The sequence below is a fragment of the Robinsoniella sp. RHS genome, assembly GCF_001029355.1.
In the GTDB taxonomy this organism is placed as follows: Bacteria; Bacillota; Clostridia; order Lachnospirales; family Lachnospiraceae; genus Robinsoniella; species Robinsoniella peoriensis.
This window is the reverse complement of sequence record NZ_JNGB01000023.1, coordinates 163493-179295: the sequence shown is the minus strand read 5'-3', so window position 1 is coordinate 179295 and position 15803 is coordinate 163493. Positions and strand designations below refer to the sequence as shown.

Genomic DNA, 15803 nt, shown 5'->3' with positions numbered 1-15803 from the left:
AAAAAACAGATGTAATTCACAGTCTTATGCGCTATAATAAAAACAATAATGTTTGAATAGAATAGGAGCATTTTCGTGAATATACAGGATTATATTATTTACAATAAAACGATTCCCAAAAGGGCAGCCGTTTATGCTGATTTCCCGGATGGTTTATCAAAGGAAATATGTGAGTATCTGTCATGCAGGGGAATTACAAAACTTTACTGCCATCAGGCTGAAATGTTTCTGGAGGCTGCAAAGCAAAAGAATATTGTAATCACAACTTCTACGGCCAGCGGTAAAACATTGAGTTTCCTGCTCCCTGTTATCCAGGAAATATTGGCAGATCCGTTGACAAGAGCTATTTTTATATATCCGACTAAAGCTTTGGCAAGTGATCAGTTCAGGGCAATCAAGCCATTTCTGGAGTATTTCGGTGAGAACAGAATAGCGGCAGGGGTATATGATGGAGATACACCGGTAAATGAAAGAAGCAGAATCCGGAAAAGCGCTAATATTATTTTGACTAATCCGGAAATGATAAACAGTGCTTTTCTGCCAAATCACAGTAAATTCGGCTTTGATTTTATTTTTTCAAATTTGAAATATGTAGTGATTGATGAGCTTCACACATACCGGGGGGCTTTTGGTTCCCATCTGGCTAATGTTTTTCGCCGACTGGGAAGAGTATGCAGGTATTACCATTCTTCACCCCAGTATCTTTGCAGTTCTGCAACCATTGCCAATCCGGTGGAGCTGGCTGAAGGTATTTGCGGGCAGAAATTTGTGCGGATTGAACGGGATGGTTCGGGGGCGTCTGAGAGAAATTATAAATTGATTCAGCCACCCAGGATTATGGGAAAAGATAAGCAATATTATGGACAGGTACAGTCCACAGCTGTGGCAGCAGAACTTCTTCCGGAATTAGTGGAGAACGGCCACAGCTTTATTGCATTTGCCAGATCCAGAAAGAATGTAGAGATTATTTTAAAGGAAGCAAGGGATAAGCTGGAAGCAGAAAGTTTCTTCGGAGTATCGCTTACAGACAAGATTTCCGGATATCGGGGCGGATACACACCGCTGGAGCGAAAAGAAATTGAGAGTAAGATGATCTCGGGAGCTTTGTGCGGGTTAGTTTCTACTAATGCGCTGGAACTCGGTATTGACATTGGAAAAATTGAAACAGCAGTGCTCTCCGGTTATCCGGGCACGAGGGCTTCCTTCTGGCAGCAAACGGGAAGGGCTGGAAGAAGCAGCAATCGCTGCACCAATTATCTGATTCTGGATAATCTTCCTTTTGACCAGTATATAGCCATTAATCCGGAGTGGCTGTTTGAATCCGGCAGTGAGAATGCGGTTATTGATAAGAATAATCTGCTTATAGAGCTATCTCATATCCGTGCGGCGGCAGCAGAGATTCCGCTGACACTGGATGATATTTCATTGTTTCCGGATCTGGGCGAGACAATTCCTGTATTGATCCGGGCAAAGGAACTGGCAAGCCAGGGCGGGAAATTTGCCTGGACAGGTAATGCCTTTCCGGCAGGAGATTTCAGTTTGAGAAATATTGACAAATCCAGGTATAAACTGATGAATCAGGACAATCAGAAGGAAATTACGGAAATGGACGAGCTGCAGGCGTTCCGGGAAATTCATAAGGGTGCAGTGTACATGCATGACGGGGTACAATATCAGGTTCTAAAACTGGATCTGGAATGTAAAACGGCTTATGCGGTGACCTTTCAGGGAAATTATTATACAATGCCGGGAAGTAACACCAATATAAGGATCATTCAGGGAAGCAAAGAAAGAGATTATAAACGTGTAACAATTACATTTGGAGATGTAAATGTGGATGAGATGGTCTATATGTTTAAGAAGCTGCAATTCCATAATCATCAGAATCTGGGGTATGAGCAGCTGGAACAGCCGTTGTCTAAGGATTACGATACGGAGAGTACCTGGATTAAGATTCCTGAAAACGTAGTACAGGCATACAGACGCCTGCTTCAGGAGAGCCCCAATGGACAGTTAATCAGGAATAATCACTTTGAAGGCTTGTGCTATGCAATTAAGAATGCTGCAATGATGGCTACGATGACAGAGCAGGAGGATATCGGTGTTGTCATGTCCGGAAATGCAATTGGCATGGGGGAAAATTTTGCCTGTGGAGAGGTATATCTGTTTATCTATGATAAGTATATTGGTGGTCTCGGATATTCGGAGAAGGTCTATGACCTGACAGAACAGATTATCCGTAATGCAATCACCCTGGTAAATGGATGCAAATGTGAAAAAGGATGTGCGGTGTGTATCGGGGATTATAAATTAGATAAAAACATGATTCTCTGGGGATTGCAGAATCTATTGGAGGAAGAGCCGGTACCCAAAGAAGTGAAGCTTGTAGAATATGCCCCCTCTACCTTTATGCAAAAACAGTTTCAATTTAAAGAACTGCCGGAAAAGTGGCAGGAGTTCTGTGAATATTTAAAGGAGCGGGGAGATACCTTTGCAGCTTTTTTCAATACGATACCGGAAGTAGAGACAGATGGAGCGGATCTGATACTTTTTACGTACAGCAATTTCTATAAGGAATGGATTCTGGAGGAGAATAATAGAAAGAGCCTTTTAAATATAATATCTTTTTACACGGAAGCGCCTCAGGGGATCCGTTTGCAGATTAAGCAAATGGAGAAGGGAAGAGACCGAAGTGAAATAAAGGATAAACTACAGAGAAGATATGAAAATCTGATGGAATAGGAGGTTTCCATGCAGTTTGAAAAAGAATTAGAACGGCTGAACCAGTACCAGAGGGAAGCAGTGCTGGATGAAAGCGATGCCTGTATCGTAAATGCTAACGTGGGCAGCGGTAAAACGACGGTATTAATTTCTAAGATCATGTACCTGCATAATGTGAGAAATGTTCCATATCAGAATATGGTGGTACTTACGTTTACCAATAAAGCGGCAAATGAAATAAAAGAACGTCTGACTGGTACTGATGCGGGAATTCCAATGGATGAGCTGGAGACTTTCGGGACCTTTCACAGTGTTGCACTCCATCTTTTAAGAAGTAAGCTGCCTCTTGAAAAGATTGGGTATACAAAGGGCTTTCTTGTGATAGAACCAGAAGAAGAACTGGACATTGCAATGCAGGTGATCGAGAAAGAGAAACTGGTTATTAAATATAAAAATCGTTTAAAGAAACGTTTGGAGCAGGCGATGACGGGGCAGATAACAGAAAATAATTCCAGCATCCGGGATGATATTTTCAAACTGGTGAAGATGTTGAAAGAAGAGAAGGTACATCAAAATAAAATGTCTTTTTCGGATCTTTTGCAGAATACAAATCAATTATTGGAAGATCATAGTATGGAAGCCAAATGGATAATTATTGATGAGGTGCAGGACTGTGATAAAATGCAGCTGGATTTTATCGAAAGATTTATGAATGGAGACACCAGACTGTTTGCTGTGGGAGATCCAAACCAGATTATATACAGCTGGAGAGGAAGCACCTGGAATGTATTTTATATTTTAAAGGATAAATATCATGCTAAGGAATTATCCCTTCCCATTAATTATCGTTCCAGCAGTTCTATTTTAGAAGTAGCAAAGTGTTTTTTACAGAATGGAACTCCGTTAAAGGGTATGCGGGACACAGGGAATAAAATTATTTTGAAGAACCATTATAATCCCTTTAACGAAGCCTGCTATCTGTCCGGTAAAATAAGGGAGCTTCAGTCGGAAGGTGTGCCGCTTAATGAAATTGCTGTATTTTACCGATTGCAGAATCAGTCCGAAGTCTTTGAGAAGGTATTTGCAGAAAATGGAATCCCATTTGAAGTTTCTATGAAAAAGACGATACAGGATATTCCGGTTCTAAAGTGGATGGTGAAACTGCTGCGTTTTTGTGTAAATCCGGATGACGATTTGTCGGGAATCTATGTGTTAAGTCATCGGGATTATGGAGAGCGGCTGACGAAAAAAGAAGCCGTAAAACTGTTAAAAGACCAGAATGGGAATCATGTGGGTATTTCAAAATTATATGATAAAATGATGGCTTTTACGGAACAGAGCAGCGAATTACATAATCCCTTAGAACTTTTCCGGTATTTTGCATTGGATGAGTATCTTATGCCTACTTCATCTGCTTATACACAAGACAGGCAGGCGGTCATAGATTTGGCAGAGATTATCTTTTCCTATATTAAGGAAAAGCAGATGGTGTTTTTGGATGGATTGACGGATTTCCTGAATTCTTCAGCACTTTATGGGATAAATATATTACAGAAAGATGTTCACAGTGAGGAAGACTCGGTGAAGCTGATGACACTGCATGCTTCTAAGGGGCTTGAGTTTTCCCATGTTTTTATTACGGGAGTGAATTATGGACTGATTCCTTTACGGACAAAGAATTTCGAAGAGGAGGATGAGGAAAGAAGGCTGTTTTTTGTAGGCATTACCAGGGCAAAAGATTATCTTGAGATTTCATATTATACGAATCCGGATTTTTATCGGGTGATGCCCGGTGAAAGCAGATATATCCATATGATTCCCGCCCATCTGATTGAGGATGAAGCAGGTGTAAAAAGTGAAGTGAATCTGCAGGAACTCAAAAGGCAGATACAGGAAGCAAAAAATGAGGGGGCAAAGGAAAAGTCATCCAATGCGGTACCGGAAGAGCAGGTTTCCCAGGGAATGGTAAAACATAAGAAATATGGGACGGGTAAGATATTAAAAGAAGATGACCTTATGATTGTGGCAGAGTTTGAAAATTATGGAGTGAAAGAATTTATAAAAGCTTTTAGTGAGTTAGAGCGTGTTTGAAAATTTTTTTTCTTAATTGGATACCCAGCTTTGCGGACGGCATCCGCCTTCTTTTCTGGTTTTCCGGTGATTGTCAGCTTCATGTAATATGAGATATCCGTGAAATTAAAATATATACTTGTCTGAAAATAAATTTTAATGTATAATTTTACTATTACAGTCATTCTATGTATGTGACTATGGTAAAAAAAGAAAGAGAGAGGGAATTGTATGGAAGAAAAGAAAAAATCAAATGGTGGTGCACTGCTGGGAGCTGCATTTATCATGGCTACATCAGCAATTGGTCCTGGGTTTTTAACACAGACAGCAAAGTTTACAAGTGATTTCCAGGCAAGCTTCGGATTTGTTATTTTAGTTTCTATTTTACTGGCCATCGTCGTTCAGATGAATGTCTGGCGTGTGCTTTGTGTATCCGGGATGCGCGGACAGGATGTGGCAAATAAGTTACTCCCGGGATTAGGTTATTTTGTAGCATTGCTGGTTGTATTAGGCGGCCTGGTATTTAATATTGGCAACGTAGGCGGCGGTGCTTTGGGATTCAATACGTTATTAGGGCTTCCGTTGACAGCCGGATATATTTTAGCCGGAGCGATTGCCATCGCTGTATTTTTACTTAAAAATGCCACAAAGGCAATGGATACTCTGACAAAAGTGCTCGGCGGAGTGATGATTGTTGTAATTTTTGTGGTTATCGTAATTGTAAAGCCTCCTGTTGGACAGGCTATTAAAGAAACTTTTATCCCGTCTACAGGTGCGGTAGCGCTGTTCCCTGCAATATTAACGTTACTTGGCGGAACCGTAGGAGGTTATATTACCTTTGCCGGTGCCCATCGTCTGATTGACGCAGGCATTACAAAGAAAGAGAATTTAAAAGAAGTTAACAAGAGTTCTATCATGGGTATCGGAATTGCAACGATCGTGCGTATTTTCTTATTCCTTGCAATTCTTGGTGTAGTGGCAAAAGGCCTTACTTTAGATCCAAACAACCCGGCAGCGGATGCATTCAGCCAGGGTGCAGGTGAGCTGGGCTACCGATTCTTTGGATTAGTATTGCTTTGTGCAGCAGTTACCTCTATTGTAGGTGCGGCTTATACATCCGTTTCATTCATGAAGACTCTGAGCAAGACGGTTGCAAAATATGAAAAATGGGTTACCATTGCTTTCATTGCAGTATCAACTCTGGTTATGGCGATTCTTGGACAGCCGGCTACTCTTCTGGTTCTGGCGGGTGCATTAAATGGCCTGATCTTACCGGTTACTTTAGGTGTATGCCTTGTGGCATCCCAGAAAAAGAGTATCATGGGACAAGATTACAAGCATCCGAAGTGGCTGTTGATTCTTGGTATCCTGGTAGTTCTGCTTGCAGCATATCTTGGAGTTACTTCACTTTCAGGTCTTGGTAAGTTATTCGCATAGAAAATACAAAGGTGTAGTCACTATGATTGCACCTTTTTGAAATAGGAGAGAGCATAATGCTGAAAATTGAAATTCTAACAGCAGGTGATTCTGCGATTTTGATTGAGTTTGGCAAAGAGATCAGCCCGGAAATCAATCGGAAAATTACGGCTATTGTACAGCTGATTAAGGAACAGCAGATCGAAGGAATTGTAGACACAATTCCCGCTTTCTGCTCCTTATTGGTGAATTACGATCCCAGAATTATCTCATATGAGAAGATTGTGGAGCGCATGCGGCAATTAGTAAAAGTGGATGTTATGGCTGAGGTTGGTGAAAAACGGATTATTGAAATCCCTGTCTGCTACGGCGGGGATTTTGGACCGGATATTGAAACCGTTGCCGAAAATGCAAAGATGTCCCGGGAAGAAGTGATTAAATTGCATTCTTCCAAAGATTATTTGATTTATATGCTTGGTTTTCTGCCCGGATTTTCATACCTGGGAGGTCTGGATGAGCGTCTTCATACACCGCGTCTGGCTAATCCCAGAATTAAGATTAATGCAGGAAGTGTAGGCATCGGCGGTTCCCAGACAGGAATTTATCCACTGGATTCTCCGGGAGGCTGGCAGTTGATCGGTTTAACTCCGGTGAAGACATACGATCCGAACAGAGAAGTGCCTATTTTATTTGAGGCTGGGGATTATATCCGTTTCGTACCTATCGATGAAGCAGAGTTTTACCTCATAAAAGAATTAGCCAATAAGGGCGAATATCAGTGTATCGTTCATGAAGGAGGTGTGTAAGATGGGATTTCGCGTATTAAAAGGAGGCATGCTGACAACGGTACAGGATTTAGGAAGAACAGGTTACCAGAGTCAGGGATTTGGTGTGTCAGGAGTAATGGATGTACGTTCCTTTAAGATTGCAAATCTGCTTTTAGACAATCCGGAAAATGAAGCGGCGCTTGAGATCACTTTGATTGGTCCTACATTGGAATTCACATCCGCTACGATTATTGCCATTACCGGAGGGGATTTCCAGCCGATGATTAATAAAAAACCGGCGCCAATGTATACGGCTATTTACATGAATAAGGGTGATATACTGGAATTCCAGAGTGCCAGAACAGGCAGCAGGGCATATATTGCGTTTTCAAGCTATCTGGATATTCCTGTTATCATGGGAAGCCGCTCCACCAATATCAGAAGCAGGGTAGGGGGATATAAAGGAAGAAAACTTCAGGCGGGAGATTATGTGGGATTCCGTATAAAAAGGAGATATCTGCCATACTTTTTATCCAGAAATCTGGATCTGGATGAATTTGACCAGGAGGATGCTACGCTGAGAGTGGTGTTAGGACCCCAGGACAGTCATTTCACAAAGCAGGGGATGGAAAGCTTTCTGGGCAGTGAATATGAGGTAACCAGTGACTTTGACCGTATGGGATGCCGGCTGGAAGGTCCTTTTGTAGCTTATAAAAATACGGCGGATATTATTTCAGATGGTATTACAATGGGATCTGTACAGGTTCCGTCCCATGGAAAGCCGATTATTATGTTGTCTGACAGACAGACTACCGGGGGTTATGCCAAGATCGCAACCGTTGCATCAGTGGATATCCCGAAGCTGGTACAGAGAAAGACAGATCATAAGATACGGTTTCAGGCAATTACTGTTACAGAAGCCCAGAGTCTTTATCTGGATGAGATAAGAGAAATGGATGATTTCCGAAAAGAAATACACAGGCCCTGTAAAGAAGTTTTGGACTGCCGTCTGGTTGCCAAGCGGTTGGAAAAACTCTTTTCATAGATAAAAGCAGATAAGAAAGAGAGGTATTTAAATGGATTTAGAAAAGATAGAGGGATTGATAAAAATAATTGAAAAGTCATCTTTGACAACGTTTTCCATCAAAGAAGGAGACGTAAAGATTTCTATGAGCAAGATTAAGTATGCTCCTGGAGCAGCAGAAGGCATGACTGTTAATACTTCAGCTCAGGAGGAAGGTAATCCCGTGGAAGAAGAAGAGCAGTGTTTTATAACATCTCCTATTGTAGGAACTTTTTATGCGGCGGCATCACCCGATGAACCGGCATTTGTAAAAGTAGGTGATGTGGTAAAGGGCGGACAGACTGTCTGCATACTGGAAGCGATGAAGCTGATGAATGAGATTGAAAGCGATTTTGACTGTGAAATTGAAGCTGTTCTGGTAAGCAATGAACAAAAAGTAGAATATGGACAGCCGCTGTTTCGCGTAAACAAATTATAGGCATAAAGGGAGGATTGGACTGTGTTTAAAAAAATATTAATAGCCAATCGGGGTGAGATAGCAGTTCGAATTATCCGCGCATGCCGTAACCTGGGCATTCGCAGTGTAGCGATATATTCCAAAGAGGACAAAGACAGCCTTCATGTACAGCTGGCAGACCAGCGTATCTGTATTGGCGAGGGTCCTGCAAAGAACAGTTATTTAAATATGGAACGCATTATCAGTGCGGCAAATAATATGGCTGCTGATGCTATACACCCGGGATTTGGATTTTTATCTGAGAACAGTGATTTTGTGCGGATGTGTGATGAGAATGGAATCACGTTCATCGGTCCATCCGCTGATGTAATTGACAGTATGGGCAATAAATCCCATGCCAGAAAGACAATGATGGATGCAGGCGTACCGGTTGTTCCGGGAACAAAAGAACCGGTCTATGAGGCTGAGGCGGGTGCAAAGATTGCAAAAGAAATCGGGTATCCGGTTATGATTAAGGCATCTTCCGGCGGCGGCGGTAAAGGTATGCGTGTTGCAAAAAATGAAGATGAATTTGAGTTTCAGTTTAATATGGCGCAGCGGGAATCAGCCAATGCTTTTGGTGATGATACCATGTACATTGAGCGTTTTATTGAGAATCCAAGGCATGTGGAGATACAGATTATTGCAGATGCATATGCAAATGTAGTAGCTCTGGGAGAGCGTGACTGTTCGGTGCAGAGAAATCACCAGAAATTGATTGAGGAATCGCCATCACCTGCTATTTCAGAGGAAATGCGGGAGGAAATGAACCGCTATGCAATACTGGCAGCGAAGACCGTAAATTACACAAATGCCGGAACGATAGAGTTTATTGTAGATCCAAAAGGCAACTTTTTCTTTATGGAAATGAATACCCGTATCCAGGTAGAACATGGTGTTACAGAGATGGTTACCGGTACGGATTTAATTATAGAACAGATCCGTATTGCTATGGGTGAAAAATTGAGCTTTAACCAAAGTGACATTATTCTTCGCGGACATGCTATTGAATGCCGTATAAATGCCGAGATTCCGGAGAAAAACTTTATGCCAAGTCCGGGTGTGATTAAACATATGCATCTTCCGGCAGGAAATGGAGTGCGTGTGGATACCGGGCTTTATACCGGGTACCGCATTCCATCCGAATATGATTCTATGATTGCAAAAGTTATTGTCCACGCACCGGACAGAGAAGCAGCATTACAGAAGATGCGTTCCGCGTTGGATGAAATGGTGATTATGGGAATCGAGACAAACATTGATTTTCAGTATCAGATCCTGAAGCACCCTACATTTTGTGAGGGAAAAGCCGATACCGGATTTATTGAACAGTTGATGAAACTGAGTTAGAAAATGATATATCTAAATATTCATAAAGTGAGATGAAAGGAGTTTTCTATGTATAAAGTGGATTTAAACAGCGACCTTGGCGAAAGCTTCGGACACTATACAATTGGAATGGATGACCGTGTGATTCCATTTATCACATCCGCAAATGTGGCATGCGGATATCATGCTTCTGATCCGGTTGTTATGGAAAAGACAGCAGCGATTGCGAAAAAAGAAGGGGTGCGGGTAGGTGCGCATCCGGGACTGCCGGATCTTATGGGATTTGGCAGACGCGTTATGGACATCACACCAGGGGAAGCAAAAGCCTATACGCTTTATCAGATCGGAGCATTGGCCGGAATCTGTAAAGCACAGGGTATCAGCCTGCAGCATGTAAAACCGCATGGAGCCCTTTATAATATGGCAGCAAAGGATTATGAACTTGCAAAGGGTATCTGTGAGGCAATTTATGAATTTGACAAGAATCTGATAGTTTTGGCATTATCCGGCGGAGAGCTGGCAAAGGCAGCTGCCGACTGTGGGCTTCGTACTGCACTGGAAGTATTTGCAGACCGTGCTTATGAAGAAGACGGAACTCTGGTTAACCGGAGAAAAGAAGGCTCTATGATTACGGACGAAGAAGAAGCGATAGCAAGAGTTGTCCGTATGGTAAAAGAAGGAAAGGTTACTGCGATTACCGGAAAAGATATACCGATTAAAGCAGATTCAGTGTGTGTGCACGGAGATGGCGAAAAAGCTCTGGCATTTGTAGAAAAGATCCGTAAAACACTGATAGATGAAGGCGTGGAAATCTGCCCGCTGGATGAGATCGTGTAAGATCTATAGAATATTTATTGGAAATTGTTGTAAAAACGCCTGTTCATGATAGTTTATATCATGAAACAGGCGTTTTTTGAATTAACGTATTTATTTGTTAGAAAGTATTTCCAGAATGGCAGGTATTTCAGCTTGGAGCCTGGCTGCCGGAAAGTTTGGGGAAAACTCAAATATATGCTTGCTTATAAAAAGAAAAGCTGATAAAATGCGGTTAGATATAGCTAACTATGTGGGCTATAACCAAGCATCATATATCTGCTTTGAAATATGATATGGGGATAGGTAATGATATTCTATGTATAAAAGTAAAAGAAGGTGAAGTATTGAACGGAATAGATTTATCATCGGTACGGATGGATTTTAGAGGATTTGGCTTTTCAAAAAGGGAAGTAAACGAATTGATTCAAGAATATAGCATAAATGAACCGAAAAACAAAGTACATATAACAGCTTATATGATTTTGCCGGGAGTTGAGATTTTTTGCACAGATTATCAGACACATGAACATTTTTATGGAAAGGTGAATGAATGCAATTATTATCAGATTGCATATTCCCATAAAGGTGTTTATGAAAGCAGGATTGACGGGCATCGGTTTCTTAGACTTTCTGAGGGTGAAATTTCCATGATGACAAATACGTATCAGAGTTTTGATTCTCATACACCCATGGGATATTTTCAGGGAATCAATATCATTTTTTATCCGCAGATGATAGGAGGAGAAGCAATTGACTTTCTCGGATTGTTTGCGATTGATATTAACGAACTTTTTAAAACGCACCTTCAGGGTAAACGATTTGAACGATTTGTTTGTGACGGTCATATCAAAAAAGTCCTCGAAGCATTGTATGAAGCATCCAGAGAGGGCGACTATATTCATATGAAAATACATGTTCTACACTTACTGACAGAATTTGTCCATTATGAAGGAGCCAGACAGAAGAAATATCATGTCGTTACAGATAAGAAAACAGAAACAATCAGTCAGATCAAAAACTATATAGAAAAGAATATGCAGAAGCATTTTACCATTAGGGAGCTGGCTGCACATTTCCATATATCGGAGACAGGACTTAAGGATAATTTTAAAGTCATTTATGGTTGCAGTCCTTATGAATTCTTAAAAGGATGCCGCATGGAATGGGCCGCTAAAAGGCTGAAAACAACAAATGAATCCATAGCGGATATAGGCAACGCAATCGGGTACGAGAATCCAAGTAAGTTTTCAGCAGCTTTTTCAAGTATCTACGGTTTAACACCAATTAAATATAGAAAAAATGGCTAAATGGAGTATTTTGACTAAACAGAGTGGAAGAATATTCCTCTATTTTGTATTATTGGTTAGGTGAAGCTAACTATGCTGCGGGAAAATCAGGAGAATGCGTGGGTGGATTTTGTGATTACCCATGACCTGGAGCTGGTTGTGGGAAGCTGCACCCATGTGCTGCATTTGAAATATGGAAAAGTGTAAGTGTTCAGCTCCTCTTTGTGGGGGAGATTAAAGAAAGGAAGAAAGAGAGGAAAAAGAAATTGAAAACGAAAAAGAAAAGCAGTATTGTTGTTTTACTTCAATATGCCGGTAATTATCGCTGGCTGACAATCCTGGGCTGCATTTTATCAGGTGCTGCAGCCGCCATCGGCTTAATGCCGTATGTATTTGTATGGTTGGTGGCAAGAGATGCTCTTGCGGTATATCCCAATTTTGCGGCGGCAGATAATCTGGCTAAGTGGGGATGGCTTGCAGTATGGTTTTCAGTAGCAAATCTTGCAGTGTATTTTATAGCGTTAATGATGACCCATATTTCTGCATTTCGCACAGCAAGAAACATGCGAATGAAAGCAATGCAGCATATGGTGGAATTACCCCTTGGTTTTTTTACCGGGAATCAGTCTGGCAAGCTTCGCAAGCTGGTAGATGATAATGCAGCGCTTACAGAGGATTTGTTGGCGCATAAGATGCCTGATACCGTTGGCGCAGTCGTGACACCTCTTGCAGCAATTGTTTTTTTGCTCCTGTTTGACTGGCGAATGGGTGCACTATCCCTTTTCACCATGGTCCTGGCACTGGCATCTATGGGTATGATGATGAGTGGAAAAAATGCAAACTTTTTTCACCGGTATCAGCAGGAAATCGAAAAAATGAGTGGAGAAGCAGTGGAATATGTCAGAGGTATTCCGGTCGTAAAGGTATTTCAGCAGACGGTATATTCCTTCAAGGCCTTTTATGCAGCAATTTTGTCCTACAGTGATCTTGCCGGCAAATACGCTATGAGCTGCCAAATGGGCAACACTTGTTTTTTAAGTGCCATTAACGGAACATTTCTACTCCTGATTCCTGCAGCGCTCTATATTGCTTCTGTCAGTGACGGATGGGGTGTCATTCCCAATTTTATCTTCTATGCTTTGTTTGCACCGGCTTGTGGAAATATGATTAACCGGATTATGTATGCGTCACAGTCTGTCATGGAAGCAAATGAGGCTGTATTTAAAATGGAGGAAGTCTTATCCCAGGAACCATTGAAAAATGCGACATATACCACGGCACCCTCCGATGGAACGGTTGAGTTTAAGGATGTCACATTCACTTATCCGAAAGCCACAAGGCCTGCACTTTCCCATATCAGTTTTCGTGTGGCGGGGGGGCAGACAGTAGCTTTGGTGGGGCCTTCCGGTGGGGGTAAAACTACTGCAGCCAGTCTCATTCCCAGGTTCTGGGATGTATTGGAAGGGCAGGTGAAGATTGGCGGCGTTGATGTTCGTGAAATAGACAACAGGCTTTTGATGGATCAGGTTGCTTTTGTCTTTCAGGATACGCGGCTGTTTAAACAAAGCCTGCTTGATAATATAAGGGCAGCAAAACCGGAGGCATCCAGGGAGCAGGTTCTCCGTGCCGCCCATGCTGCACAGTGCGATGATATTCTTGAAAAACTTCCGGACGGCTTAGATACGGTTGTGGGAACGAAAGGAATTTATTTGTCCGGCGGGGAGGTACAGAGAATTGCGTTAGCCAGGGCCATTTTAAAGGATGCACCAATTATTGTGCTGGATGAAGCAACGGCATTTGCGGACCCGGAAAATGAAGCACAGATTCAAAAAGCCTTTGAGTCGTTGATTCGGGGGAAAACGGTACTTATGATTGCCCACAGACTATCCACGATTCAAAATGCAGATAACATTCTTGTTATGGATAATGGGAAGATTACGGAGTGTGGAACACATGGTGAACTTTTGGAAAAACAGGGACTGTATGCTAAAATGTGGAGGGATTATCAGAAGTCGGCAAAGTGGAAGGTTGGAAAGGAGAGCACATTATGATTTCAAGAATTGAACATCTTTTTGCACTCAGTCATCAGGGGGCAAAGGACTTTGTAAAGGCAGTATTGCTGACGGTAGTATGCAACATCAGTCTGATGCTTCCGGTAGGCGTCATTATGGCAGTGATCCAATATATGCTTGCAGCGATTCCCAACGGAGAAAATACAGGAGCAAAAATTCTGTATTATACCGGGATAGCGGCAGTGATCCTGGTTGTACTGTTTGTGCTTCATTACATTCAATATGCGGCCCTTTATCTGTCGGTATATAAGGAGAGTGCCAACCGAAGAATTGCACTGGCTGAAACACTGCGCAAGCTTCCGCTTTCCTTTTTTGGAAAAAGAGATTTAAGCGATCTGACAGCAACCATGATTGCAGACTGTTCCAGTCTGGATCAGATGTTTTCTCATTATATTCCAGTGTTGTTTGCGGCTGTTATTTCCACCACTATTGTAGGAATCAGTATGTTCTGTTTTAATCCCAAAATGGCACTGGCTGTATTGTGGGTTGTTCCGGCAGCGCTGCTTTTGACGATTTGCTCCAAAAAGCTGCAGGATACATATGGTACGAAAAACATTCTGGCAAAACGTGCCGTTACTGACTATATCCAGGAAGGATTGGAAACCAATCGTGATCTGAAGGCCTGCAATCAACAGGAAGTTTATTTAAAAGAGCTGGAGCAAAAAACGGCAGCCGCAGAAAAATCAGCCATCCGGTCAGAATTGGCGGCAGGCACTTTTGTAAGTTCTGCGCAGGCATTTTTACGTATTGGTATGGCGACAACAGTTCTGGCAGGGGCGGACCTTTACGTACGCGGAGAGCTTACACTACTGTATTTTCTTGGATTTCTGTTTGCAGCTGCACGAATTTATGATCCCCTTAGCATTGTTCTTATGAATATGGCGGCAACCTTTAACGCAAAACTTCAGATTAACCGTATGCGTGCGATTCAGGAAGAGCCGGTACAGACAGGAACGGAAAATTTTAAACCAAATGGCTTTGACATCAGTTTCGAACACGTGGATTTTTCATATCGAGACGGAGAAGGGGTTCTATCGGATGTGACATTTATGGCAAGACAGGGGGAGGTCACAGCTCTTGTGGGTCCCTCTGGCGGCGGAAAATCTACAGCAGCAAAGCTTTCAGCCAGATTCTGGGATGTGAATAAAGGAAAAATTAAATTAGGTGGCAGAGATATTTCTGAAATAGATCCGGAAGCCTTACTGAAATATTATGCGATTGTATTTCAGGACGTTGTCCTGTTCCGGGATACCATTATGGAAAATATCAGGCTCGGACGTAAGGGGGCCACAGATGAAGAAGTAATCGAAGCAGCAAAGGCAGCGCAGTGTGATGAATTTATCATGCGCCTGACAGATGGATATGAAACAGTAATCGGAGAAAATGGCTCTACCCTTTCAGGAGGAGAACGCCAGCGAATTTCCATAGCGAGGGCGTTGTTAAAGGATGCACCTGTAGTCCTTCTGGACGAAGCCACGGCGAGTCTGGATGTGGAAAACGAGAGTGCAGTCCAGGATGCATTATCCAGGCTGATTCGCAAGAAAACGGTTTTAATTATTGCACATCGGATGCGTACAGTAGCCAGTGCTGACAAGGTGGTTGTTCTGGAAAACGGACGAATTGTGCAGCAGGGTGCACCCGAAGAGCTTCTGAAACAAAAGGGAATGTACAGACATATGGTAGAACTGCAAAATAAGAGCATGGCGTGGAAGTTATCATAGAGAAAACCAGCTTTGTATCAATAAACTGTATCCCGGAAAGAGAAAGGGGCGGACCATGGCAGGCGTGCTCCCATCGGATACTAAT

11 protein-coding genes are annotated in these 15803 nt (G+C 42.3%); all 11 read left to right on the top strand.

From position 1 onward, the window contains the following. Window positions 1-75: 75 nt before the first annotated feature. The 11 genes from RHS_RS13135 to RHS_RS13085 all read left to right on the top strand — a co-directional run bounded on the left by RHS_RS13135 (window position 76) and on the right by RHS_RS13085 (window position 15718). Entirely contained in the window at window positions 76-2742 is a 2667-nt protein-coding gene (locus RHS_RS13135) for a DEAD/DEAH box helicase (protein WP_047833453.1), read from the top strand. Window positions 2743-2751: 9 nt separating this feature from the next. Then, window positions 2752-4812 carry an ATP-dependent helicase gene (locus RHS_RS13130; protein WP_047833452.1) on the top strand — a complete coding sequence of 687 codons (2061 nt, stop codon included), beginning with the start codon at window positions 2752-2754 and terminating at the stop codon, window positions 4810-4812. Between the two features lie 210 nt (window positions 4813-5022). Continuing rightward, a complete protein-coding gene (locus RHS_RS13125) occupies window positions 5023-6228 on the top strand; it encodes an NRAMP family divalent metal transporter (RefSeq protein WP_027292363.1) in 1206 nt (401 codons plus the stop codon). A gap of 56 nt (window positions 6229-6284) precedes the next feature. After that, complete coding sequence (gene pxpB, locus RHS_RS13120) at window positions 6285-7013, top strand: 5-oxoprolinase subunit PxpB (RefSeq protein WP_047833451.1); 729 nt, start codon at window positions 6285-6287, stop codon at window positions 7011-7013. Between the two features lies 1 nt (window position 7014). Then, entirely contained in the window at window positions 7015-8019 is a 1005-nt protein-coding gene (locus tag RHS_RS13115; RefSeq protein ID WP_047833450.1) for a biotin-dependent carboxyltransferase family protein, read from the top strand. A gap of 31 nt (window positions 8020-8050) precedes the next feature. Beyond that, entirely contained in the window at window positions 8051-8476 is a 426-nt protein-coding gene (gene accB, locus RHS_RS13110) for an acetyl-CoA carboxylase biotin carboxyl carrier protein (RefSeq protein WP_027292366.1), read from the top strand. A 21-nt stretch (window positions 8477-8497) separates the two neighbouring features. Further along, complete coding sequence (accC, locus tag RHS_RS13105; RefSeq protein WP_027292367.1) at window positions 8498-9844, top strand: acetyl-CoA carboxylase biotin carboxylase subunit; 1347 nt, start codon at window positions 8498-8500, stop codon at window positions 9842-9844. Window positions 9845-9892: 48 nt separating this feature from the next. Further along, window positions 9893-10660, top strand: a complete 768-nt coding sequence (locus RHS_RS13100) for a LamB/YcsF family protein (RefSeq protein ID WP_044297881.1) — start codon at window positions 9893-9895, stop codon at window positions 10658-10660. A 323-nt stretch (window positions 10661-10983) separates the two neighbouring features. Continuing rightward, window positions 10984-11946: an AraC family transcriptional regulator gene (locus RHS_RS30970; RefSeq protein WP_176731058.1), complete on the top strand. Its 963-nt coding sequence runs from the start codon at window positions 10984-10986 to the stop codon at window positions 11944-11946. A gap of 245 nt (window positions 11947-12191) precedes the next feature. Beyond that, window positions 12192-13976, top strand: coding sequence for an ATP-binding cassette domain-containing protein (locus RHS_RS13090; RefSeq protein WP_047833473.1), 1785 nt, complete (start codon window positions 12192-12194; stop codon window positions 13974-13976). Then, the gene (locus RHS_RS13085) at window positions 13973-15718 is read left to right on the top strand and encodes an ABC transporter ATP-binding protein (protein WP_044297879.1); all 1746 of its coding nucleotides are present in this window, start codon (window positions 13973-13975) and stop codon (window positions 15716-15718) included. Before RHS_RS13090 ends, RHS_RS13085 begins: the two co-directional genes overlap by 4 nt. The last annotated feature ends 85 nt before the right edge of the window (window positions 15719-15803 follow it).